The sequence below is a fragment of the Haliscomenobacter sp. genome (genome assembly GCF_041740695.1).
GTDB lineage: Bacteria > Bacteroidota > Bacteroidia > Chitinophagales > Saprospiraceae > Haliscomenobacter.
Genome location: NZ_JBGSLK010000075.1, coordinates 14548 through 39553, shown reverse-complemented (window position 1 = coordinate 39553; position 25006 = coordinate 14548). Strand labels below are relative to the sequence as shown.

Sequence of the window (25006 nt, the reverse complement as noted above, 5' to 3'; positions counted from 1 at the left end):
GCTCGGCAACCGGTTGCCGAGCGTAGCCCAGGCATCAACCCTTCAACTTTTCAACCAATATGAAAAACCAACACACCCTCGGCATCCTGGCCGTGCTACTCGGGGCGACCGTCTGGAGCACGGGAGGTTTGTGCATCAAATTGCTGCCTTACGATCCATATACTATCCTGTTTTACCGCTCGATTTTTGCGGCGTTGACCTTTTTGGCTTTCTTCCGGCAGCGGGCACTGACCCTGACGCCGATCATCGGTGCTGTTGGTTTGCAATACGCTGGGCTAGCAATTTGCTTTGTGGTCGCCACCAAAACCACCACAGCCGCCAATGCCGTTTTGTTGCAATACACTGCGCCGATTTACGTGTTTTTACTGGAACCCATCTTGTTCAAATTCAAACTGACCCGGCTGAACATCATTACAGTGGTAGTTTGTTTTGTGGGCATGTTGCTCTTTTTTGCGGAAGATTTGGGTGGAGGCAATCTAAAAGGCAATCTGATAGCGCTCCTATCCGGTCTACTATTGGCTGCCATGATGATCACTCAACGTTTTAACCAGAAGGAGCATTACGACGCGGGTTTGTTTTGGGGGAACATCTTCATTGCGCTGATCTGTTTGCCCTGGTTTTTACAATCGGCTACCCCTACGTTGGAGCACTGGACTTTATTTTTCATTCTGGGCGTTATTCAAATCGGGGTGGGTTACATGTTATTCAACTACGGGCTCAAACGCACCCTGGCCATCGAGAGTGTGCTGCTGGCCATGATGGAGCCGATATTGAATCCCATTTGGGTTTTTATTGGGTACGGAGAAAAGCCGGGGATGTGGACCATTTTGGGCGGGCTCGTGATTTTGAGCATGCTGGCGGTGCAGGTGATTGTGGGGGAAAAAGGACGACAAAAACCGGAAGTTCAACTTTAAAAACTACCTTTAAACAAAGCTTACTTACCATGTTCAAACAACTCTTGCTTTCCATTTGCTGCATCAGTTTCAGCCTGTGCATTCATGCTGCGAAGGTTGACACCGTTGAGATCACCAGCACTTTTTTGCAGCGCAAAGTCAAAATCGCGGTGGTCACCCCCAAAGGTTATCAAAGTGGACAAGCTACTTATCCAACCTTGTATTTGTTGCACGGGGGCAATGGCAAATTCAGCGATTGGTTGATGGCCCCACCCGACAAAAACCTGGTACACCGCATTGCAGATGAATACAACCTGATCATCGTACTGCCCGAAGGTGGCGCAGGTGGCTATTACCTGGATAGTCCGATCAATCCGGCCAGCCAGTATGAAAGTTTCATCACCAAAGAAGTTGTCACCAAGGTGGACGGCACTTACCGCAGCATCAAGGAGAAAACTGGCCGGGTCATTTGTGGCTTGAGCATGGGTGGGCACGGCGCCTTGTACCTCGCCACCCGCAATCCCCAGCTCTTTTGCGCCGTGGGCAGCATGAGTGGGGCACTGGACATCAACACCGACCAATGGGACGTTACCCCCGAACGCCGCAAAGCCATTGCCGACCGCCAGGTCAACGTGTGGCCGCCCAAAGCGGAAAATCCGGCTTTTTACTACAACAATTCAGTGGTGAACATGGCTGAAAAAATAAAAACCAACGGCCTCCCCATCAAGTTCGATTGTGGCGTAGACGACTTCCTGATCAGCCCCAATCGGGAATTGCACCGCCGCCTCTTGTACAATAAAACCCCTCACGAATACACCGAGCGCCCCGGCGCCCATACCTGGGAATATTGGCAAAATGCGCTGCCGGATCACGTGCAGTTTTTCCAAAAAATTTGGAAAGGCAACGGGACATTGAAATAAAGTGTCTGTAGGAGGTTGAGAAGGTTGAGTGAAGTTGAGAAGGTTGAGGCTCCGCGAGCGACTTAGACAAGGAAATTGTCAAAATCGCTCGCGGAGCCTCAACCTTCCTCAACCTTCTCAACTTCCCTCAACCTCCCTAAATCTTATCAAATGCCCTCTCGAAAAGTCCTCACTGGCGGTCAACGTTTCCGCAAAGCCTACCGCACTGCCCTGCAGGTCATGCTGAGTTATGCGGGTTTGTTTCTGGGCAAGCGTTTGTTTGGGCAGCGTTATTACGACCTGCGCATTGAAAAGCTGCACATCCGCAATGCAGAGCGGGTCAAACGAGCCATTTTGGAGCTCGATGGGCTGTTCATCAAAATTGGGCAGATGTTGTCCATCCTCAGCAATTTTTTACCAGAGACTTTTCAAAAACCGCTGGAGGAATTGCAGGACAAAATCCCCGCCCGCCCCTATGAGCAAGTACGCGAGCGCGTGCGCAGCGAGCTGGGAAAGTACCCCGAAGAGCTGTTCACTCGCTTTGATGCTGAGCCACTGGCGGCAGCCTCCATTGGTCAGGCTCACCGCGCCCAACTCCCCGACGGCACCGAAGTGGTGGTCAAAGTCCAACACATGGGCATCGAAGCTACGGCCCGCATCGACCTGGAAATCATCCGCCGTTTGATTCAAGTTAGCGCCTGGTTTTACAACATCCAGGGTATGGATTATGTGTACACCCAGGTCAAGTTGATGATTGAGGAAGAACTGGATTTCAGAAAAGAGGCGCTATCCATGGAAAAAATCCGGCTCAATTTGTTGGACGAAGTGGGCTTGAACATTCCCCAAATTCATCCCACTTATTCCGCGACCCGGGTCATGACCAGCACCTGGCACGATGGGGTCAAAATTTCCAATCTGGAACAAATCGACGCCTGGAAACTGGATCGCCGGGCGCTGGCCAGTATCCTATTGCGGGCTTACAGCAAAATGGTGCTCAAGGATGGCTTTTACCACGCCGATCCCCACCCGGGGAATATTTTGGTGCAAAAAGACGGCACCCTGGTTTTACTCGATTTTGGTGCTACTGGACAACTCAGCCCTGCCCTCAAAGAAGGTATCCCCAAACTAATCGAATCCGCTGTAAAAAACGACACCCAGGGAATCATCGAAGCGATCCGCCTGATGGGTTTCTTGGCCGATGGCCGTGAAGCGGAACAAATGGCCGAAAAAATGGTCGAGGCCATGCGCAATTTCCTACAAAACGAAGTCAAGTTGGAAGGTTTGAACTTCAAAGACATCCAGGTTAATCCCTTCAACAACAGCATGGTTGCTCTGATCCAGGACATTGGCATCAGCGGCATCACTGGGACGGTAACGGTGCCGAAAGACTGGATTTTGCTCAATCGGGCTTTGACCTTGTTGTTGGGCATTTGCAATACCCTGGATCCTAAGCTCAATCCATTGGAAGTTGTGCGACCCTATGCCACGGAGTTGGTAAAAGACCAGCAAGGCGGTTGGTTTGGCTTTGTCCGCAACCTACTGCAAGGCACCCTGGTCAATCTGCTGGCCCTGCCCGATGAGCTGCGCAAAACCTTACAAAAAGCGAACAAAGGGCAATTGGAGGTGCGTACACCGGATATTCGGGATGGGGCAAAGTTGTTGTATTTGGCAGCCCGGCAGTGGTTGATGGCCTTGTTGGCCTTGGCAGCGGTGGTGTTGGCTCAATGGTTTTTGAAGAGTGGAGAGCACAATTCGGCACGCTGGGCTTATGGAGCGGCGGCGCTGTTTGGCTGGTTGTTTTTAAGCGCTTGGCGAAAGGGGGGGAAGATTTTTCGCAATATGGACTAAGTGGCAAGTCAACCAATTTCTGATAAGTACCAGATCATAATTAATGATGTTTATTTGCCCCTCAAATAACATTGATTAATTGTGAGCTGGTACTTAAGTTGTATCATGACATATATGATAGCCTTTGGAACTTACCATTTTTGTAGTGCAGCAGGATACTGCCCCATCACTTAAAAGGAATAAATGAGATTAAAACCTGCTTGACCACTGCGGATGCTCTGTTCTCCAACCCCATTGATGGTGCCGCTCCTTGAAGAGCTTTCAAATTCAGCTTCTATACTGATGGCGGATTTATTGAAAGGAAATGAATAGCCAATGCTCCCCGTCAAAGTGGAGCCAACGGCAAATTGATGGACATAATTGTTGGTCACTTCATTGGCCCGTTTGGTCGTCAACTGCCCAAATCCAATGCCTCCCCGAGCGTAAAATCCCCGGTTGAATTGACCACTGAATGCGTAATACTTGGCCGAAAAGGATAAATTGTAGTAATTGAAAAAATAGCTGTCCCCAAAATCGCCAATTACACTGCCCGCGGCTGAACCTTTGATCCTTGAACCTAGCCCTAGTCCATTCCATTTTTCTGGTGCATAATAAAACGCCATGGATAAATTGCCGGTAACGCCCGGATCGAAGGTGCCACCAAGAGCAGTGAGGACTTGATTTTTGGTCTCACCCATAAATAAGGTCTGGCCAAAACCCAGCCCAAACTCACCATATACCGGGAGTTTTTTTTCTTGCGCATTGGCCACAAATACTGCAATAGCAAATGCGAACATCAGGATTTCCTTTTTCATCTTGTAAATGTTTTAAATGGTTGTTTTGAACACTACAAAGATCGGGGAACCCTGGCTCCTGCGCATTGATCTGGGTTAAGAAGACCGAAGCCGTGTAGCTGAATTTGGATGTAGAATCTGCTGGTCAGATTTTCACCAATATTTTTCCTTTTGCTTTACCTGTTTCGCTGTACTGATGAGCTTCTGATAGTTGGTCAAGTGTATATTCTCTATCAACAATGACTCGAAGTTTTTTTTCGGCGACTAATTTTGCTAAAAGCGCAATGTTTTCAGGAGTTGGGTTGTTGTTGATACTTTTGAATTTTTTAGCACTAAATGAAGTGATCAGTTGCGTAAGCATTGCTTTAGGAGTTGGCAACGTGTTGATCATTACGCCATGCTTTTTAAGGATAGCTTTGATCTTGTTAAAATCTAAATTGCTTACGGTATCAAATACAATATCAAATTGTTGGTTAGTTGAGTAAACATTTTCTTTGGTATAATCAATAACCTTATTAGCGCCTAATGCCTCTACATTTTTTATGTTTTGTGTGCTACAAATGGCCGTAACGTTTGCGCCTGCCAATTTTGCCAATTGAACTGCGGCAATCCCCACCCCACCGTAAGCGCCATTAATTAATACTTCATCCCCTTTTTTAATTTTTCCTAATACATGTAAAGCATTAAAGGCAGTAGATGCAACAACTGGCAAGGTTGCCCCTTCTCCGAAAGACACATTGTCTGGTAGTTTTGCCACGGAAGATTCTGGAATAGCTACGAATTCTGCATAAGTTCCAATTTTTATTCCAGCAATTGCGATTACCCGATCACCCTTTTTAAAGTCCTTTACCTTATGGCCAACTTGTTCAATAACCCCGGCACTTTCTGTCCCCAGTATTTTGGGAAATTTGTTTCCCGTAATAATTTTCATGCTTCCATTTCGAACTTTATAGTCCCAAGGATTTACTGAGGTGTAATGGTTTTTCACCAAAACCTCGTTTGGTTTAATGCTAGGTTGCGGCAACTCTACTAATTTCAGTTCATTAGTGGCGCCATACTTGTTGATTATCACTGCTTTCATGTTAAACTTGTTTTCTAGTTGCTAAATGATAGTTGTTGGAATTTGAATGAATTTAAAATATAACATCGTTATATTTTAGGTTAAAAAAATTATTGGATGCCTTTTATGAAATCCCGGATGATCTCTTCCAAAAGTTTTTCCGCCTCATTCCCCTTTTTGGATAAATTTTGATGGGTGACTTCATAAAAGCCATGTACCAAACTAAACCAATGTAGAAAATTGGTTAAACTTTTACTGGGGTTTATTTGGTCTATAACTTTGCGAACGGGTTCAGCAGCTTGAGTCAACACATTAGGCGAAATGCTTTTGCAAAGTGCATCATTGTGCGTAAACATAAGTTCGTAATACCTGGAATGCTTTAAAGCAAAACGATAGTGAGCCAGGCAAATTTCAACCAACTGTTCTTCTGCATTCTCTTTTGATGTAGAAGCTTTTATGTATTCATCTGTGAGCAATCGAAAACCTCTTTTTTGAATTTCTTGAAGGAGCTTATCCTTGTCGCCAAACTCAGAATAAATCTTAATGGTGCTGTAACCAATTTCTTTTGAAATCTCTCTCACAGAAGTCTTATTCCAGCCATTTTTGGTGGCATACTGAATGGTCTTATCAAGAATCTCCTCGCGAGTAAATTTCATTTTGACAAATTAAGTACTAGACCGCAAATATAACATTGTTATATTTGCTAATCAAGGCTTTTCCGATTTTTTTTGCGGAAAAATTAATCAAGGGATGACCAGGATGTAATTTAACAGGGCCTTTTGTACACCTCAGCCCTCCATTTTCTTTCGATACTCCACTGGACTTTCCTGAAACTGCTTGCGGAACAAGCGATTGAAATTCGACAGGTTTTTAAAGCCCGATTCGTAACAAATCTCGAGAATTGACTGGTCGGTTTCTTTCAACAAACGGCAACTCTCATTCAGGCGCATTTCGATGACAAAGCTGAGGAAGGATTTCTGCGTGCGCGATTTGAAATACCGACAAAAGGCCGATTCCGACAAGTTGACCAATTTGGCAGCAGCGTGGATGGTGATGTCGTTTTTGTAGTGCAGCAGGGCGTATTCCAGCACCTTGTGCATTTTTAGGCTGTCTTTGACATTGATGCCGCTGATGGTATTGATGGAAAGGGGTTGCAATTCGGTGGAGGTAGACAGTAGGCCAAAAATTTCGATCAAACCCTTCAAACGCCCAATTTTCCCAGTCTCCAGCATCTCGTACATAAGGTCTTTGATCTTCCGGCGCGTTTCGCCTAAAACCATGATGCCATTCATCGATAGGGCCAAGACTTGTTTCATTTCGGTCATTTCCGCACAATTGAAAAAATGTTTGCCCAAAAAGCTTTCCAAAAACTGCACGACAACAGAGCTGGGCTTGACACTTGAGTCAGCTTGATAAAAGGAATCATCGGCCTTGAACAAGTGAGGGACATTTTTGCCAATCAACGCAATTTCGCCTTCCTGATAGCTGGAAAAACTGTTGCCAATAAATTTCATGCCAAAGCCCCGCTCACAATAGACCAGTTCGTATTCTTCATGAAAATGCCAAGGCGTTTCGAAGTACGGCGACTCGTATCGATTCACGATGAATGAACTTCCCGTAGAAAGGGGAAGCTTCTGAAAAAGGGCGTTTTTGTTTAACTTTATTTTGGTCAAAATAGTATCGTTAAAAGTTTGTTTGTAGTGGCAAGATAACAAGAGGAGTTGTTTTTTTGTGTAACTATTAATTTTACCCCAACACATTGGTATTATTTTGACTAAATCCTACATCAAAATTCAGCAAGACACCGATGAAAAAACTACCATTTCTCCTTTTTTTTCTGCCACTCCTCGCCCTATGGCACGGTAATGTGCCCCAACAGCCTGACCCGCCAGTCAATGGAGGAGACTGGGCTCATTTCGGCTACGACCCGAGCCAAAGCAAGTTTTCACCGCTTGACGCCATTAATCTCAAAAATGTTCAACAATTAAAAGAGGTTTGGCACCATCAGGAATCTGCCGATGGGTCAAGTATCTATTTAAATCCCTTGGTCATCAATGGCAGAATGATCGCCTTGATGCCCTCCAAAAAACTGGTCGCCCTGGATGCCAGCAATGGAAAATTGATCTGGGAATTTGAACCCGATCCCTCGGACATCTCCAATTGGACCAAAGGAATAGCTTACCGCCACGGCAGCAAAGGCAAACCTGACGCCATTTTATTCGTTTCAGGATCAACCCTTTATTCGATTGACGCCTCAACGGGGAAGCCAATACCTGGTTTTGGCAAAAACGGGAGAGTTGACTTTTACACCGGCCTTAGTGTAAGTAAGGACCGGCGCAACGAGGTGGCCATCAGCAGCAATGCCCCTGGCGTGATTTACAAAGACCTGTACATCATTGGTTGTAAAGTGCCCGATGAATTGCCTTCAACATCTGGAGATATCCGCGCTTTCAACGTGAATACAGGTAAGTTGGTGTGGACTTTTTATACCATCCCCAAAGCAGGGGAATATGGTGCCGATACCTGGCCTGCCGGGGCCCGCGACAAAAACGGCGGGGCCAATTGTTGGGGCGGGATGGCTCTGGATGAAAAAAGAGGCATCGTGTATGTACCTACCGCCTCCCCTTCCTTTGATTTTTATGGCGCGGATCGCGAAGGACAAAACCTTTTCGCCAATTGTTTATTGGCACTGGATGCCAAAACGGGCAAAAGAATCTGGCATTTTCAAACCACCCACCACGATTTGTGGGACCGCGACAATGGCTCACCACCCAATCTGGTGACCATTGAACAAGACGGCAAAAAAGTGGATGTCGTAGCATTGGCGACGAAAATGGGCTACGTATATGTTTTCAATCGGGATACCGGAGTGCCCATCTTTCCCATTGAAGAGGTGCCTGTACCAACCAAAAGTGAGATGCCCGGTGAAAAGCCCTGGCCAACTCAACCCATCCCGGTCAAACCCGCTCCTTTTGCCCGTCAGGGTTTCAAAAAAGAATATTACAGCACCATTAGCCCGGAATCAGAACAATACATCAAGGATCAAATCGCTAGCCAACAATACAATACGGGGATTTATGAACCACCGAACCTGAGGGGTTCAATAATTGTCCCCTCGGCGAATGGGGGCTCCAATTGGGGCGGGGCTGCTGTGAACCCCCAATCTGGGGTAATGTTTGTCAACTCGGTTGATTTGCCCTGGTTTTTAAAGCTACAAGAGATGAAGAGTTTGAGCGCGAATAACGACAAAACTGGCGAAAACTTATTCAAACTGTATTGCAGCAGTTGCCACGGTGTGGATAAAAAAGGCGCAGGGGCTGGCCCTGACATCAGTGCAAAAGTCAATCTGTATTCGGCCAAAAAACTCGAAAACATCATCAGAAAAGGAGCCGAACCGATGCCCTCGTTCAAACATTTGCCACCCGTGCAAATCAATGCGATCGTTGCCTACCTAAAAGGAACGCCAATGGATACCAAAAATGGAGGTACTGGATTGGAATCCGCTAGTACTGAGCCCTATGGCTTTTCGGGGTACAATTTTTATCAGGACAAATGGGGCTTTTCCGCCATCAAACCACCCTACGGTACGCTCAATGCCATCGACCTCAATCAGGGCGAAATCCTCTGGCAAGTCCCTCTGGGAGAAGACCCCAAACTGGCCAAAATGGGCATCAAACAGTCCGGGATGTTCAGCCGGGGCGGGTGCATTGCAACAGCCGGAGGACTAATCTTCATTGGTGCTACCGCTGATGGAATGTTTCGGGCTTTTGACCAGGCAAACGGTAAAATCGTTTGGGAAACCCAACTGCCGGGCAACGGCACCGCCATTCCTTCGACGTATGCCATCGGCCAAAAGCAATACGTCACGATTGCCGTCAGCCCCAACCCTGGTAAAGGATACAAGGGCGGATACATCACCTATAGCCTCGACTAGCGGTGATTTAACCTGACTTAATGAAGAAAATTTATGCTGACCAGACTATGCTAAAGGATAAAAAAATTATCATCATCGGAGGAACCACGGGTATTGGGCTTTCAGCTGCCAAAGCCTTTGTCCAAGCAGGAGCACAGGTGGTTTTGGTGGGCAGAAACCCGGAAAGTGGCCAGGCAGCTCAAGCATTATTGGGCGATAAAGCCGCCGTGATGGCCGCAGATGCCACTAACCCTGCCACTGCCGAAAAGGCCATCGATTTGTGCCTCGAAGCTTTTGGGGATTTTGATGGCTTGTACCACGTAGCGGGTGGCAGTGGGCGTAAGTTTGGCGATGGCCCGCTGCACGAACTCAGCCTGGAAGGTTGGAACAAAACCTTCGAACTGAACCTCACCAGCCTGATGCTCTCCAACCAGGCCGCCATTCGCAGATTCCGGGCTTTGGGCAAAGCCGGGACAATCCTGAATATGGGTTCCGTACTAGGTTTTTCACCTTCACCCAAATTTTTTGTAACCCACGCCTACGCAGCGACAAAATCAGCGGTGATCGGGTTTACCAAATCCATTGCGGCGTATTATGCTGCCGACAACATCCGAGTCAATCTCCTGGCACCAGCATTGGTTGAAACCCCCATGTCGGAGCGGGCCAGCAAAGATGAGACCATCCTGAGTTTTGTCAAAACCAAACAGCCCCTGGATGGTGGCCGCAATGGCAGGCCCGAAGATTTGGATGGTGCGGCTATCTACTTCATGTCGGATGCTTCCAAATTCACTACGGGACAAACTTTGTATGTGGATGGTGGTTGGGAGGTCTCGGAGGGGCAATACTAGTGGATATTTTGCTCGGAGGACATGAATTGCCTCCAGCTTTAGCTGGTGGATAAGCAGTGAGCTCTAGTTTTGGGCTTTAGCCCTATTCACAAATTTGAGCTTAGGCTAAAGCCCCATCAAAAAGGATGCCCCGATACACCAGCTGAAGCTGGAGGCAATTCATGTCCTCCGATTCCGATAAACAAAAATATCCACTAGTACGGAGCCTTTGTAACCATTTTAGCCATAATCCCGCCAAAGGCGGGTGCATTTACAAAATAATTCAACTCAACAGAATCGCAAGATCCTATGTCTTATACACAAACCTACCTCCAAAAATGCCAAGGCCTACTGGAAACTGTAGCCCAGCAAGAAGCAAAAATCCAGCGAGTAGCCGCCATTTTTGCCAACTCCATCCTCGCTGGCCGCATGGTCCATGTATTTGGCAGTGGCCACAGCCGAATCATGGTAGAGGAAATGTGGCCCCGTTACGGTTCCTTTCCGGGCTTTAACCCCATCGTAGAATTGTCGCTGACCTTTCACAACCTCGTGGTGGGCGCCAATGGACAACGTCAGGCGATGTTTTTGGAAAATATACCCGGACTCGCCACTCAAATTTTGCGGAATTTCGACCTGTCTGACGTAGATTCTGCGCTGATCATCTCTTCCTCTGGTTGCAATGTAGTACCCATCGAAATGGCCGAGTTGTTTCAACAAAAAGGCATCAAAACGGTGGGCATCATTTCCAAACTGCATTCCGAGGCTAGCACCAGCAAACGCCAGGATGGCCGCAAACTGCAAGACTTTTGCGACATTGTACTCGATTCGGGCGCACCAGTCGGCGATGCGATGGTACACATTGAAAACCTGGATACCCCTGTGGCGCCAGGCTCTACGGTGGGTTCTTGTATGCTCATCAATTGCATCAAAGCCGAGTTGGCCAATTTGCTGACCCAAGCCGGCCACCCGCCCAAAGTATTGACTGCTGGGGCTGTAATTGGTGCCGAACGTGCCACCGAGTTGTTTCAAGCAGCTTACGACGAGCATGCCCACCGCATTTCGCGGATGTACAAAAAAGTGGGGATTCCCAGCTACGTTTCCGAGCAAAATCTATAGTGGTCATGTACAAAAACCTGAAAACCATTGAAGTGGTCGATATTCTCGTGGTGGGCGCAGGCTCGGCCGGTTGTGTCGCCGCATTGGCCGCCGCTTCTTCCAAGTACCGCGTGTTGCTGGTGGAACGTTATGGGTTTTTAGGTGGTTCATCTACCCAAATGCTGGATACTTTTTACGGATTTTTTACGCCTAGTGAAACGCCAAAAAAGATAGTCGGCGGCTGGCCAGATGTGGTGGTCAATACCCTCGATGATCACGGAGAAATTTTTCTGCGCCCCAATACTTACGGAGCGGGTACCGGGGTGAACTACAACCCCGAACGCCTTAAAAACGTGTGGGACACGCTCCTGCTCCAAGCTGGAGTCGACTTTTTGCTGCATACTACCCTAATCGACGTCAACCCCTTGCCCGACGGGCGTTACGAATGTATCTTTTGGAACAAATCCGGCTTTTGGAAAGTAAGCCCCCAACGCATCATTGACGCCTCGGGCGATGCTGATTTTTGCCACCTGTCCGGTTTTGACTACGAAATCGCCGGAGAACAGGAGCCCGCCCAAAGCATGACCACCACCTTCCGCATGGCCAACGTAGACTTGGATGCTTTTGAAAAGGCGGGTGGGAAAAAAGTCTTGGCTCAAATCATGGCCGAAACCAGCCATCCCCTACCCCGCAAAGAAGGCTCTGCACACGCCATGAACATACCCAAATGTATCTCCACTGTAGCGGTAAAAGTAGGCGGAATGAATGCACTCAATGTGCAAGACCTTACCAAAGCGGAAGTAGAAGGCCGCCGACAAGCCTTTGTATTTGAAGCATTTTTCCAAAAGGAAGTCCCGGGATACCGCGATGCAAAAATCATTGGCTTGTCCACCCAGATTGGGGTGCGCGAAACCCGCAGGGTCTATGGTGAACACCGCCTGACTATGGAGGAATGTATGGCTGCGCAAATTCCGAACGACACGATTCTGCTTTGTGGTGCCCCCATTGAAGACCACCGCGAAGACAAAAATGGTGAAAGCGAAACACACTGGCAATACATCCCCGCAGGCGGCATTTATGGCGTTTCCTATGGCACCATTGTGCCCAAAAACAGCCATTTAGTGTGGGTGGCAGGCAGGTGCTTCTCAGCCACGCACGATGCGCATGCCTCTTGCCGCTCGATGGCACAGACCATGGCCATGGGGCAGGCCGCCGGACTGGCCGCGCTGCAATCACTCGATCACGACAGTTCCGCCAGCCAGCTGGATGTATCCAAGTTGCGCGAAACCTTGCTACAGCAAAGAGCAATATTGGAAACGCCCGATCAACCTGCTTTTACAGGAAAAGACCAATGGAAACTCAACTTTGCCTGATATGCCATTTATTCGAACCATCTTAGGCGATTTGCCCAGCGAAAAAATGGGTATCACTTTTTCACATGAACACGTGGTGATTGAGGAAAACTACGTCACGCTGGATCACCCGGATTTTTTATTGAACGATGTGGAAAAAATCAGCGCTGAGTTGCAGGACTTAAAAACCCTGGGATGTTCCACCATGGTGGATACGATGCCGGCCAACGCAGGAAGAAACCCCATAAAGTCCGCGGCAATTTCGCACCAAACGGGCATCAACCTCATCGTCCCAACGGGCATCCACCTCGAACAGTATTACCCGGCCAGTCATTGGCGCTATACGTATACCGAAGACCAACTAAGCGATTTGTTCATTGCTGATATTGAATTGGGAATCGATCAATTTGATTACAACGGACCGATAGTCGAGCGTACTCCCCATCGAGCCGGACTGATCAAACTGGCTACCGGCGATGAATCGATCACGGCTCACCAGGAGAAAATTTTTCGGGCTGTGGTCAATGCCCATCTAGCTACGGGGGCTCCAATCCTCACCCATACCAATGGGGGCAAACACGCGCTTGCCCAGGCTGAATATTTTGCCAAACTGGGTGCCAATCTCCAGCACATTGTACTTTCGCATGTGGATAAAAATCGGGATTTGGGTTACCAGCACGCCTTGATGCAAACGGGTGTGAGTGTAGAATACGACAGTGCCTTTCGCTGGAAAACCGGAGCGGAAAACTGGACCTATACTTTACTCGAAAAATTGCTACCAGACTATCCCGAGCAAATTACAGTAGGTATGGATGCGGCCAAAAACACCTATTGGCGAGCGTATGGTGGCAAACCAGGCTTGGATTTTTTACTAACTACTTTTGTCGAGCAACTGAATCAACGGGATTTAGGCAATTACTTCAGTGCAATCTTTATCGATAATCCAGCGCGGATTTTTAGTTTTGAAAAACACAATCCATAAACTATAAACAACATGGCCAACATATGCATTCTGGGAGGCGGATTCATTGGGCGTTTTTATGCCGAATCCTTATGCGGCAGACGGAGCAAAGACAACGTTACGGTCGTTTTTTCGCGTAGTGAAGCCTCCGTGGCCCGGTTTGCCACGGATTATTCCGTACCCCACCATTTCACCGATATGGAAGCAGCCGTACAACACCCGGGTGCCGATTTGGTAGTCATTGCCTTGCCCAATTATCAACATGAAGAAGCTGTGCATCTCTGCGTAAAACACAAAAAGGCGGTGTTGTGCACCAAACCCCTGGGGCGAAACGCCGCCGAAGCCCTGCGCATGATGCAGGCTTGTGAGGAAGCCGGAATCTTTGCGGGCTACCTCGAAGATTTGTGCTATACCCCCAAGTTTTTGAAATCATTGAGCAGTATAAAAAGCGGCGCAATTGGTCGGATTCTCTGGGCAAAATCCAGAGAAACGCACCCCGGGCCACACTCCGACTGGTTTTGGGACCTGAACTTTGCCGGTGGAGGTGCCATCCTGGACATGGGTTGTCACTGTGTGGAAATTTCCAGAAACTTCATTGGCAAAGACGTCAAACCCGTCGAAGTCATGTGTTGGGCCGACACCCAGGTCAAACCCATCGACGCAGAAGACCACGCCATTGGTTTGGTGAAATACGAAAACGGTGCCATCGGCCAATTTGAAGTTTCCTGGACCTTTCGCGGCGGCATGGATTTGCGCGATGAAGTGATGGGGACTGAAGGAACCATCTGGCTCAACTCCTGGCTGCGCACGGGCTTTGAAATGTTCACCAGCGGTGCAGGAGATGGTGGATACGTGGTCGAAAAAGCCGAAAGCTCCAGCGGTTGGCAGTTCCCCGTGGGCGATGAGGCCCATGAACTGGGCTACACCAATATGTTCATCGACATGTTCGATGCTTTTGAAAAAGGCCAGGAACCCAGCGAAACTTTCTACGATGGTTACGTGGTCAATGCCATCATTGATGCGGCCTACAAATCGGCCAAAACCAAACTATGGGAACCCGTGGACTTACCCATCTGGCGGGGTTTGACCGGGCTGAGCAAACCTTCGGTCTATCAGGAATACGACCAGGATCACTGGTTCATCAAAGAAGAAATTTTACCCAACGGCGATAAAAAAGTCATCGTCAAGAAAAAGGCCTCCGGCGAAATCCTGGAAATTGAAACCCTGAAAACCACCAAGTCCCATGAATAGCGCAAAAAAACGGACCTACGATGCCATTGTGATTGGATCGGGCATCAGTGGAGGTTGGGCCGCGAAGGAGCTTTGTGAAAAAGGGCTAAAAACCCTGGTTTTGGAGCGGGGTCGGGATGTCAAACACATCGAGGACTACCCCACCACCCTGATGAATCCCTGGGAATTCGAGCACCGGGGAGAATTGCCGCTGGAGGTTCAAAAAGCCAACCCAATTGCCAATCGCTGCTACATTTTTAAGGAGGACGCTGCTCATTTTGTGGTCAAAGATGCCGAGCATCCTTACATCCAGGACAAACCTTTTGATTGGATTCGCGGCTATCAAGTTGGCGGCAAATCCTTGCTTTGGGCCCGCCATACCCAACGTTGGAGCAAGTACGATTTTGAAGGCCCCGCTCGGGACAACTTCGCCGTTGCGTGGCCGATTGGATACGATGATATAGCGCCTTGGTACAGTCACGTGGAAAAATTCGCAGGTATTGCTGGCAATCGCGACGGGTTGGATACCTTGCCCGATGGCGAGTTTTTGCCTCCCTTTGAAATGAGCTGTGTGGAAACTTATTTCAAAGAAAAGCTTGTGGAAAAATACCCCAATCGCCATGTCATTAGCGCGAGAATGGCTCATTTGACCAAACCTCAGCCCATTCATTTGGAACAAGGCCGGGGTAAATGTATGAATCGAACCATTTGTCAGCGCGGCTGCCCCTTTGGCGGCTATTTCAGCAGCAATGCCTCTACTTTGCCCTGGGCGGCACAAACCGGGAAAATGACCCTGCGTCCCAATTCGGTGGTTCATTCCATCATTTTTGATGAAAAAAAACAACGTGCAAAGGGCGTGCGGGTCTTTGATGCTGAAACCAAGGAAATGATGGAGTTTTATGCCCGCATCGTTTTTGTCAATGCCGCAGCATTCAACACCAATTTGATTTTACTCAATTCAACCTCTAATCGCTTTCCCAATGGCCTGGGCAACGACAATGGCCTGATGGGCAAATACGTCGCCTTTCACAATTACCGAGCCCGCGTAAGTGCCGAATACGATGGTTTTATGGACCGTACTACCGATGGCAAACGCCCCGGCAGTAGCTACATGCCCCGATTTCGGAACGTGTACCAACAAGAAACGGACTTTCTGCGCGGTTACGCCACAGTGCTCTGGGCTGAGCGCGAGCAATCCTTCAGTTCAGATGGCCTCGGCGTTGATTTAAAAACGAACATAACGACCAAGCAGCTGGGCAATTGGAAAGTAGGCATGTTGATGATGGGAGAAACCATTCCCAAAGCGAGCAATTACCTGGCCCTGGACAAGCAACAACTCGATCCTTTTGGCATGCCAAAGTTGAAGATATCGATCGATTACGACGACAATGATGAAAAGATGATCAAAGACTTTTTTGAGCAAAGTGAAACCATGTTTTCAAGTGCAGGCTTCCGCAATTTCAAAACCTCGGATTCTCATCAGGCACCTGGGCTAGATATCCACGAAATGGGCGGCGTAAGGATGGGGAAAGACCCCAAAACCTCCTTGCTAAATGCCTGGAACCAGTTGCACGCCTGCAAAAATGTGTTTGTGACGGATGGGGCTTGTATGACTTCTACCTCAACCCAGAATCCTTCATTGACTTATATGGCACTTGCGGCTCGTGCAGCGGATTTTGCAGTGAAGGAATTGAAGGCGATGAGGTTGTGAAATAATTAGACCGGTGTTGGTTTTCATCTTTATTGCCCATTGTTAAAGGCAAAAAGAACCCAAATCGTGAGTAGGAGAGCTTATTCTATTTTAAAGTCGACCAATGCGTAGTTGACGTTTCGTCCTCCTTCCCCGGTTTGTTGCAAGATGCCTTTTTCCACCAAGTCTTTGATGTCCCGTAAGGCAGTGTCGGTAGAGGTTTTGGCGATTTTAGCCCATTTTGAACTTTGTAGTTTTCCTTCAAAACCGTCAAAGAGTTTGTTGAGCATCAATCGTTGGCGTTCGTTGATGGCGGTATGCTCATGTAGTTTCCAAAACTCTGCTTTGCGCACTATTTTTTGGGTGGTGTTTTCGGTGGCGAGCAGTGCATTTTTGAGGCAATGCAAAAACCAATCGAGCCATTCAGTGATGTCGCCTGAACTATGTTGCACTTGTTGCAATACTTCGTAATAGCGTTTGCGCTCGGCCAATATTTGACTCGACATGCTGTAAAAACGTTCTCCACTGCCTTCCGCACGGGCGAGCAATAGATCGGTGATGGCTCTGCCAATTCTGCCGTTTCCGTCATCAAAGGGGTGAATGATGATGAACCAAAAGTGCGCGATGGCGGCTTTTAAAACCGGGTCAAGGTGGTTTTCGTTGTTGAACCAATCCAAAAATTTGTCCATTTCCGTTTTTACCAATGCGGGCTTTACAGCTTCGTAATGCACTTTTTCTTTACCCATTGCGCCCGAAACCACTTGTATCTCGCCGCTGCGGTATTGTCCCACTTCTATCTCGTAAGGTCCGCTGTACCCGGTGGGAAAAAGCGCTGCATGCCAACCAAACAAACGTTTTTCGCTCAAAGGCGTGGAGTGGCGTTGAGTGGCATCCAACATCATTTCTACTACACCTTCGATGTGGCGGCTGCTTGGCACCAGTCCGGCGGTGTTGATACCTAAACGCCGGGCAATGGACGAACGTACCTGCTCATAATTGAGCAATTCGCCTTCTATTTCTGATGATTTGACTACATCCAAGGTTAAGGTGGTAAGCGTGGCTTCTTCCTTGGCAGAAAAGCCCAAAGCGTTCATTTGCCCAATTATTTTACCTTGCATGTGCCGCACCTCCCCAAATACGACATTGATGGCTTTGTCCTGCCAGGAGAAATCGGTCCAGTTGGGGTGCTCGTAGATGTATTTTGGCATTGAGTGGGAAGGTTTTGCGGTAAATATAGGGATTATTTGCCGCAAATTTGCGGGGATTGGTATGTTTTTTTGCCGCATGGGGGAAAAAAGGCTGGGAAGACACATTAAAATTTAGCAGGAATTTGGTTTTGACGGCTTAGCCCCGTAGGGGCGAAATGTGGGTAGAATGATTGGTACACCGTTTCTCCAAAGCCCCTTTAGGGGCGAAATGTGGGTTATGTTTCGCCCCTAAAGGGGCTTTGAATGACTCCGGCGGCCATTTTTCTACCCATATTTCGCCCCTAAAGGGGCTTTGGAGCCTTATAATTTTAATGTGTATGCACTGAGGATTGGGGCTTGTAATTTCACTTGTCGAAAATAGAATTGACTTTTTGGGGCAGCTGAGCTAAATTTGAGAAAACTTAAGAGGAAGTTCCTCTTTAATTGATGCAGACATGACCACACTTTCTTTGCAGACAATCATCAGCGACGAGCAGTTGTATGCCCTTTTGCAACAACTATCAGTAGCAGAAAAATATGAACTTTCTAACTTTTTACGGGCACAAGCTAGTCAAGAGGAATGGAGTTTGTTGTCACAACAATTACCTGATGTTGAAGAACTTACTGAAGAAGATATTCTAGTAGAAATTAAGGCCTATCGGGCGGAGAAAGCACAACAGGATTAAGCAATGCGAATTGTTATTGATACAAACCTCTGGATTAGTGCCTTATTCAGCTACTCCTTACGCCAACGGCTAGAGTCAATTATTGGCAATGAACAAATTGCCATTTTAGCCAGCGATGAGCTTTTAAATGAAGTCAAAGAGGTGGCTCAAAGACCTAATCTTCAAAAATACGTCAAACCCGATTTGGCTGCATTATTCCTTGAAGTGTTATCAAGACGAGTGGATTTAATCGAAGTAAATAGCGAAGTACAGGTTTGTAGAGATCCAAACGATGATTTTTTGTTGGCTTTGTGCAAAGACGGTAAAGCTGATTTATTGATTACGGGAGATAAGGACTTGTTGATTATTGGAGCATTTGAAAACACAAAAATTGTAAATTTGAGTAGCTTTGAAGGTATTCTTTCAGGGTGAATGAAATTTATTCCAAAATTATCAATATATGAAAAGGAAGATATTGTATAGAGGTGGAAGTTTTGTTGAGGTAGTTGATTTTTGGAATCATGATGAAACAGGAAAAAGTTGGGTTGAAAGAGAATACCATGAGCTTGGGGAATACCAGATCAGATTTGAACCATTTCATCAGTTATCAGAATCGGAGTCAAAAATATTTAACCAAAATGGCTATGAGCTTTCTATCGCAATAGATAAAAACAACTCACTTGGCTACTTGGAAGAGCCCATTAAAAAGACAATATCAGTGTCTTATAGTGGAGATTTTATTTGTAATTTCTTTAAGTTGCCGTCTGATTTTGGCTATTATTATTTTCTTTCAACAACATATGAACAAGGCGAAAAGTTTATCTCATTCAATAGCTTACTTCAGAAAATTGAGTCTCTAAAAATTGAAAAACTACTTTACTCGCCTTCAAATTTATACATATTTGAGCTAAAAATCACAAATAATTTAGACCTGACCTCGGAAAGGCACTTATTACTGGATTTAAGTGTAAATAGTCAATCGCATTTTTTAAGTCAAGAGTGTTTCTCTAACTATCTTAAGATATGCAAAGATGGGGTACTCAGAATTAATGGAGTTGAAGATTGGAATCATATAAAAAGAATAATTAGAAGCGAAAAGATTGGGATGTATGAACTTATCAATGAATCCCCCATTTCCTTTGTTTTTAGAGAAGAAAGTGACTATTTCATCAAAATAAAGTATTCAAGCAACGAAGATCGATTCGAGATATATAATGATGAATCAATAATCGATGAAAAAGATTTGTTAATGAAAAAATTTAAAGAACTTCTAGCATCTGGTAATATTAATTCACATAGTATTTTTTGCTATGAAAATTTTATTAATATGAAAGCTGAGGAAATATTTCCCAAGGAAAAGTATATCGAACATAGAATAATGAAACTAAAAGAAGAAATTTATAATCTATCGATTTTTTTAGAAATCCCAGGATTCGATACAGAAGATGTTTATAACACTGTCGCTGCTTTGAAGCTTGAATTAGAAGAATTACGTTTACATTAACCCCCTCACACCCCATGCCTCTCGTTCACCACCACATTCTCCATCGTCCATTCCACCCTTTTTTCAAACACATGCTTCCGATACGCACAATCCTCCTTCATACACAGCGGGCAGGAATTGGGCATACAGGGATCAATGTGGATGAACAACTCCACGGGGTTTTCCCGATTGTCATTGACTAGTCGCTCCAGCGCTTCCACTTCCCGATGCGCTTCGCGGGTGGTGAAATACCAGGGCACCGTCATGTGGCAATCGATGTGCAAGTGGGCCCCATATTTGATCACCCGCAGGTTGTGGATATCGATCCAGTGGGGCGAGCGGTGCGCTTGGAGTTGCTCCACAATTTCGGCCACCAGGGCTGTATCCGTTTCATCCATGATGCCCGCCATGGCCGAGCGCACCAGGCCATAACCCGTGTAGATGATCAGCAGCGCAAACAAGATGGCAATCACACTGTCCAACACGTACCAGCCCGTGGCCCATACCAGGCCCAGCCCGATGATCAACCCCAACGAAGACCAGGCGTCGCTCTGAAGGTGTTTGCCACTGGCGACCATGATGGTGGATTCTACCTTGCGGCCCCTTTTTTCCAAATAAATGCCCATCAAATAATTGAATCCCCCAGTTACTACCGTCAGGATCACCCCGATGTCCAGCGCGCCAATGGGTTGGGGAAATTGCAGGTTATAGATGGCCTTGCCGATGATGGAAATACCAGCTAAAAAGATCAGTGCACCTTCAAAACCTGCGGAAACAAACTCAATTTTGCCATGTCCGTAGGGGTGATTGTGGTCGCGTGGTTGTGCCGCAATCCCCAGGCTGTACAAGGCAAATGCCCCGGCTACCACGTTGATGATGCTTTCCAGTGCATCCGATAGCACGGCATTGGAATTGGTAAACCACCAGGCGATGAATTTGATGGCCATCAAGGCGATGCCCAGGATAAGTGCCCAGAGCTGCATCTGATAATTGCTCCGAGAGCTAGTGTTCGACATGTACGGCCTAATTAAGGGGCGACAAAAAAATGAATGTTCATTTTGCCACAGGATTAGATAAGTAAACGCTTCACTTCAAGGGTCTTATCTAATCCTGTGGCTCAAGAAAAATGAACATTTATTTTTGCCCCACTACTAAGTTCCAAAATTACCAGAATTTGGGCACATTTTCAGAAGCCCCTTTAATTATTGTACAATCGGCGCATTCAGGGTGGAATCCGAAAGTAGCCCTCCAGGCCGGATTGGTAAAATCCCGCCGACAAGGATCATCGATGGAATACCGAAAAATGTCACGTTCGGTGGCGGTGTATGCAGTATCTACCGCGGCTACTTCAAAATAGCCCAGGATGCGCTCTTTGGGGTTGTCTACATTGTAAATATTTCCCCGAACCGTGGCCGGGGGTACATCAAAAATGGTCCCTTTTGGATTGCCTACCAGATTGATGTCGTTCCAATAGTCATATGCACGCGCCGAGATTCGATATTGGACTACTTCAAAGGCATTCCGTTCAAAAAACCGAACATCTGCCTCTACTCTGGCCACCTCCTGCTGGCGCAACGTGAAAGCATCCTTACGTTTGGTGCCAAAAATCCGGATTGTATTGGGCTCGGGATCTTCGGTAATGTAACAGATCGGGAAATCGGGATAACGCAGGTAATTCATGAACAAAGCCCCAAAATCAATGGAAGTTCTGCGCCATACCCGCGACACCTCCCAACGCAAATAAACACCATCGGGGTTAGCAGGAATTTTTACATCGGCAAATACTTGAAAGGTTTGATCATAAGAGCGCTCCTCTACTTCAAGCCCCGGATAAGCTCGATCCAGCTGAACGGGAGTTGCCATTACCTCTACATCCGAACGATAATGCTCACCCCCCGGAAGTACTACATCCAATTGGTACTGTTCACCGGCTAAAGCCTGAAACAGCGTATCTTTTAGTTGATAAGTCCCCGCATCAAGTTCCACAAAAGGGTACTTGTTGGCCTTGGAGTCCTGCACAAATAAAGTGGCACCACTGATCGGGTTACTGTCAACCTGCCGTTCGAAGGGGTTGGTTCGGGTCACCCGAAACAGGTGTTTGCCCGGCTGGTCAGACAAAGTTCCAAAAATGACCAGTTGGTCTTCCTGCTGGCCCAGTTCAAAATTGATTTCTTTGATACAGCCACTGCACAATAGCAACAATATTAAGTAACTGTATTTTTTATACTTGCTCATGTTCTTTTGATTAGCCACCAAACAGTGACACAGGTTTTTAATTCGGGCCACACTACTCGACATTTTGCTCAGAGGACATGAATTGCCACGTGCTTTAGCGCGTGGATCGGGATTGCCCCTCTTGATCGGGCTTTAGCCAAAGCCTTTCAAAAAGTGAAATTGTACGAAACTGCCGGAATTGCGGTACCCACCACCGCCAACTGGTAAGCCGAAGGACGGCCCACTTCATTGCGGCGGAAAAAGATGGAAAAAGGATTGGCCCGACCGTAAACATTGTAAATCGACGCCGTGAAACTGCCCCGAATCCCTTTGAGGCGGGTCTGGCGATTGTCTACCGTCCAGGCGATGTCCAAGCGGTGGTAATCCGGGATGCGGAACTGGTTGCGGTCTGAAAAATTGGCAAAAGCCGCGTTGCCCAAACGATAACTCGATACCGGAATGGAGATGGGTCGGCCAGTGCTGTAGGTAAAATTAAAGGTAAAACTGTTGGTTGGGTTCATTTGTAGGCGACTGATCAGGTTGACTTGGTGGGGTTTGTCAAAATTGGCGGGGAACCAGCGCCCGGCATTGACCGTCTCTTCCGCCGAAGGCCCGACTACCCTGGCCATAGAACGCGCATAGGTATAACTGAACCAGCCGGTGAGTTTGCCCTGGGTTTTGCGGATCGAAAACTCGCCCCCGTATGCTTTGCCTTTTCCAGCCAGGATTTCGGTTTCCAGGCGTTGATTCAGGATCAGTTCAGGCAAATCTTTGTATTCCAGCACATTCAAAATCGACTTGTAATAGAACTCCAGCGAGGTTTCCCATTTTTTATCCGCAGCATCCAAAAACCAGCCGATGGAATATTGGTCAGCAATTTGGGGCGGAATGTACAAATTGGAAGCTTGCCACACGTCCACCGGTGTAGGCGCTACCGTATTGGACGTCAGGTGGATGTATTGCCGCAAGCGGTTGTAGCTCATTTTGAAGGAGGTATTGTCACTCACACCTAATTTGATTGAAGCCCTTGGCTCCAAACCACCGTAAGAGGTAATCACCTCACCTTGTGCAAAAACAGCGGAATCCCGAACACTCAAAGTTTCACGGGGTTGGCCTTCCTCGTAGTACCACACCGTACGTGGCCCCAGGTTTTGGTAATAACTATAGCGTGAGCCCAAGGAGATGGAAATGCGCTTGGAGATCGTGATCTCATCCTGCACATACAGCGCAAATTCCCGGCCATTGTCCTTCGAAACCTGCTCGGGCAAAAATACCGAAATATCACTGAGTGGCCTTAGTGCTTCGGGTTTGGCAAAATATTGACTGCCTTCTGCTCCAAAGCGAACAGCGTGGGCCTTACCTGCCGAAAGCACATTGTCGATTTTCAGTTTCACGTTGTTCAAGCCATTGCGCAAGGCAAAGGCATCGTTGCCCTCCGGGTCGATTTGTTCGGCCCGGTAAGCGCCATAAGAGGCGTGAATTTTGGTAAAAAAACGATCCGAATGCACCCGGTTCCAGGCGGCAGCCAGTTGGTAATTCTGCCAGTTGTAGCCAAAATCCTGGGCATAACGAAAATCATCGCCGCTGGCAAATCCCATCAGACGGAAGGTATTTTTGGCATTGACCCGCCAGGTTAGTTTCAGCAGGCCGTCGTTAAATGCAGATTTACTGTCCTTAATGGTGATGCTGGTGCTTTGTTGAAGGGTCGGCCCTAAGTACGACTGCCGACCACCAATCAGGATCGATAATTTGTCTTTTTTAATGGGCCCTTCCAATACCATCCGGCTCGCGATGAACCCAATGCTGCCCTTGCCCGTCCATTTGCGCATGTTGCCATCTTTGAGCTGCACGTCTAGCACCGAAGACAACCTGCCGCCGTACTGCGCAGGGATGTGCCCTTTGTACAGACTGATTTGGTCCACCGCATCAGCGTTAAAAATTGAGAAAAAACCCAGGGCATGGGCAGAATTGAACAAGGGTGCATCGTCTTGCATGATCAGGTTTTGATCAATGTTCCCACCCCGTACATTAAATCCGGCCACTCCCTCCCCGGCATTGGTAACCCCCGGCAGGGTTTGTAGGCTTTTGATTACATCCGCTTCGCCCATCAAGGTGGGCAGTTCGTTGAGGGATTTGGCGCTGAGGCGTTCGATGCCCATGTTGGTACTCTGTGCTCCTTTTTCGACTGCTTGTGCTTTGATCAATACCTCATTCAATTGTTGGGGCATGCTGATTAGCCGAACGGGCAAGTCGCCGTCGGCGTATAAACTCACGTAATTGAGTTGTGATTGGTAGCTAATGTAGGTGATTTGTAGCGTGTACTTTCCAGGAGCCAGTTTGAGCTGAAAATTGCCTTTTTCATCACTGACTTCACCTTGTCCCGTTTCTCGTACGAGCACAGTCGCACCAATGATGGCTTCATTGCTTTCGTCGTCCTGGACTTGGCCTTTGATGCTTAATTTCCCTACACTCGGTGCCGTAGCTGCGGAACCAAAATCGAAGCTTTTCTCGGCAATACTGGACAAAACTGGCGCTTGCCACTCCCCTGCTTTCCATTTTTTGATCATACTTTCCACAAAAGCGCGGTTGCGTTGGTCTTCAGGCACCAGCACCATTTCATTGGGCGACCATTTGGTGAAGGTCAACAAACTACCTTCCAACAACTTTTTCATCACCTGGTAAAAGGGTTGGCTCTTAAACTCAATGGTGATGGGATAAAAAGGAATTTTTTCAGGAATGTAATAAAACTTGACTGGATAACGCGACTCCAAATCACTCAGAATCTCTGGCAAAGCACGCTCCTGATAAGCCCCAGTTATGGAAAGGTCAAAGGCACTCGTCTGTTGTGCCTGCAATAGGTTTACGACCAAGCACAGTAAGCCACTGCACAGCAATGGCAACAAATTAAGTTTCATA

Annotated in this window: 21 protein-coding genes; 13 read left to right on the top strand and 8 right to left on the bottom strand. The window is 47.3% G+C overall.

The annotated features are described in order from the left end of the window. Nucleotides 1-59: 59 nt before the first annotated feature. From ACEW9O_RS15690 to ACEW9O_RS15680, 3 genes are all read left to right on the top strand, one after another. A complete protein-coding gene (locus ACEW9O_RS15690) occupies nt 60-914 on the top strand; it encodes a DMT family transporter (protein ID WP_373551122.1) in 855 nt (284 codons plus the stop codon). A gap of 29 nt (nt 915-943) precedes the next feature. After that, entirely contained in the window at nt 944-1813 is an 870-nt protein-coding gene (locus tag ACEW9O_RS15685) for an alpha/beta hydrolase (RefSeq protein WP_373551121.1), read from the top strand. A 150-nt stretch (nt 1814-1963) separates the two neighbouring features. Further along, nucleotides 1964-3640 carry an ABC1 kinase family protein gene (locus tag ACEW9O_RS15680; protein WP_373551120.1) on the top strand — a complete coding sequence of 559 codons (1677 nt, stop codon included), beginning with the start codon at nt 1964-1966 and terminating at the stop codon, nt 3638-3640. Nucleotides 3641-3810: 170 nt separating this feature from the next. Here the strand turns inward: ACEW9O_RS15680 and ACEW9O_RS15675 are convergent, their stop codons facing one another. The 4 genes from ACEW9O_RS15675 to ACEW9O_RS15660 form a co-directional block, all read right to left on the bottom strand. Further along, nucleotides 3811-4434, bottom strand: a complete 624-nt coding sequence (locus tag ACEW9O_RS15675; RefSeq protein WP_373551119.1) for a hypothetical protein — start codon at nt 4432-4434, stop codon at nt 3811-3813. Nucleotides 4435-4558: 124 nt separating this feature from the next. After that, nucleotides 4559-5494, bottom strand: coding sequence for an NAD(P)-dependent alcohol dehydrogenase (locus ACEW9O_RS15670; protein ID WP_373551118.1), 936 nt, complete (start codon nt 5492-5494; stop codon nt 4559-4561). A gap of 89 nt (nt 5495-5583) precedes the next feature. Beyond that, nucleotides 5584-6129 carry a TetR/AcrR family transcriptional regulator gene (locus tag ACEW9O_RS15665; RefSeq protein ID WP_373551117.1) on the bottom strand — a complete coding sequence of 182 codons (546 nt, stop codon included), beginning with the start codon at nt 6127-6129 and terminating at the stop codon, nt 5584-5586. 132 nt (nt 6130-6261) lie between these two features. After that, entirely contained in the window at nt 6262-7074 is an 813-nt protein-coding gene (locus ACEW9O_RS15660; protein ID WP_373551116.1) for an AraC family transcriptional regulator, read from the bottom strand. A gap of 206 nt (nt 7075-7280) precedes the next feature. Here ACEW9O_RS15660 and ACEW9O_RS15655 point away from each other — a divergent pair, with 206 nt between their 5' ends. The 7 genes from ACEW9O_RS15655 to ACEW9O_RS15625 all read left to right on the top strand — a co-directional run bounded on the left by ACEW9O_RS15655 (nt 7281) and on the right by ACEW9O_RS15625 (nt 16562). Next, nucleotides 7281-9407 carry a PQQ-binding-like beta-propeller repeat protein gene (locus ACEW9O_RS15655; protein ID WP_373551115.1) on the top strand — a complete coding sequence of 709 codons (2127 nt, stop codon included), beginning with the start codon at nt 7281-7283 and terminating at the stop codon, nt 9405-9407. 47 nt (nt 9408-9454) lie between these two features. Beyond that, nucleotides 9455-10234 (top strand): SDR family NAD(P)-dependent oxidoreductase, encoded by a 780-nt coding sequence (locus ACEW9O_RS15650; protein ID WP_373551124.1) that lies wholly within the window; start codon nt 9455-9457, stop codon nt 10232-10234. 288 nt (nt 10235-10522) lie between these two features. After that, nucleotides 10523-11329: a sugar isomerase domain-containing protein gene (locus tag ACEW9O_RS15645; protein ID WP_373551114.1), complete on the top strand. Its 807-nt coding sequence runs from the start codon at nt 10523-10525 to the stop codon at nt 11327-11329. Nucleotides 11330-11334: 5 nt separating this feature from the next. Next, the gene (locus ACEW9O_RS15640) at nt 11335-12681 is read left to right on the top strand and encodes an FAD-dependent oxidoreductase (protein WP_373551113.1); all 1347 of its coding nucleotides are present in this window, start codon (nt 11335-11337) and stop codon (nt 12679-12681) included. Between the two features lies 1 nt (nt 12682). Beyond that, nucleotides 12683-13642, top strand: coding sequence for a phosphotriesterase (locus ACEW9O_RS15635; protein ID WP_373551112.1), 960 nt, complete (start codon nt 12683-12685; stop codon nt 13640-13642). Between the two features lie 12 nt (nt 13643-13654). Continuing rightward, nucleotides 13655-14872 (top strand): Gfo/Idh/MocA family protein, encoded by a 1218-nt coding sequence (locus ACEW9O_RS15630; RefSeq protein WP_373551111.1) that lies wholly within the window; start codon nt 13655-13657, stop codon nt 14870-14872. Beyond that, nucleotides 14865-16562: a GMC oxidoreductase gene (locus ACEW9O_RS15625; protein ID WP_373551110.1), complete on the top strand. Its 1698-nt coding sequence runs from the start codon at nt 14865-14867 to the stop codon at nt 16560-16562. The genes ACEW9O_RS15630 and ACEW9O_RS15625 overlap by 8 nt, the downstream gene beginning before the upstream one ends. Nucleotides 16563-16642: 80 nt before the next feature. On the opposite strand, the gene ACEW9O_RS15620 is transcribed toward ACEW9O_RS15625, so the two are convergent. Beyond that, nucleotides 16643-17749 carry a Fic family protein gene (locus ACEW9O_RS15620; RefSeq protein WP_373551109.1) on the bottom strand — a complete coding sequence of 369 codons (1107 nt, stop codon included), beginning with the start codon at nt 17747-17749 and terminating at the stop codon, nt 16643-16645. A gap of 434 nt (nt 17750-18183) precedes the next feature. Between ACEW9O_RS15620 and ACEW9O_RS15615 the strand changes: the two genes are divergently transcribed. The 3 genes from ACEW9O_RS15615 to ACEW9O_RS15605 are packed head-to-tail and all read left to right on the top strand — an operon-like array spanning nt 18184 to nt 19897. Then, nucleotides 18184-18414: a hypothetical protein gene (locus tag ACEW9O_RS15615; protein WP_373551108.1), complete on the top strand. Its 231-nt coding sequence runs from the start codon at nt 18184-18186 to the stop codon at nt 18412-18414. Nucleotides 18415-18417: 3 nt separating this feature from the next. Then, complete coding sequence (locus tag ACEW9O_RS15610; RefSeq protein WP_373551107.1) at nt 18418-18825, top strand: putative toxin-antitoxin system toxin component, PIN family; 408 nt, start codon at nt 18418-18420, stop codon at nt 18823-18825. 28 nt (nt 18826-18853) lie between these two features. Beyond that, nucleotides 18854-19897: a hypothetical protein gene (locus tag ACEW9O_RS15605; protein ID WP_373551106.1), complete on the top strand. Its 1044-nt coding sequence runs from the start codon at nt 18854-18856 to the stop codon at nt 19895-19897. 5 nt (nt 19898-19902) lie between these two features. Here ACEW9O_RS15605 and ACEW9O_RS15600 read toward each other — a convergent pair whose 3' ends face one another. The 3 genes from ACEW9O_RS15600 to ACEW9O_RS15590 form a co-directional block, all read right to left on the bottom strand. Further along, on the bottom strand, nt 19903-20892 hold the full coding sequence (locus ACEW9O_RS15600; RefSeq protein WP_373551105.1) for a cation diffusion facilitator family transporter: 990 nt from the start codon (nt 20890-20892) through the stop codon (nt 19903-19905). A 148-nt stretch (nt 20893-21040) separates the two neighbouring features. Next, nucleotides 21041-22111 (bottom strand): DUF4249 domain-containing protein, encoded by a 1071-nt coding sequence (locus ACEW9O_RS15595; RefSeq protein ID WP_373551104.1) that lies wholly within the window; start codon nt 22109-22111, stop codon nt 21041-21043. Nucleotides 22112-22257: 146 nt separating this feature from the next. Continuing rightward, nucleotides 22258-25005 (bottom strand): TonB-dependent receptor domain-containing protein, encoded by a 2748-nt coding sequence (locus ACEW9O_RS15590; RefSeq protein WP_373551103.1) that lies wholly within the window; start codon nt 25003-25005, stop codon nt 22258-22260. Nucleotide 25006: the final 1 nt, after the last annotated feature.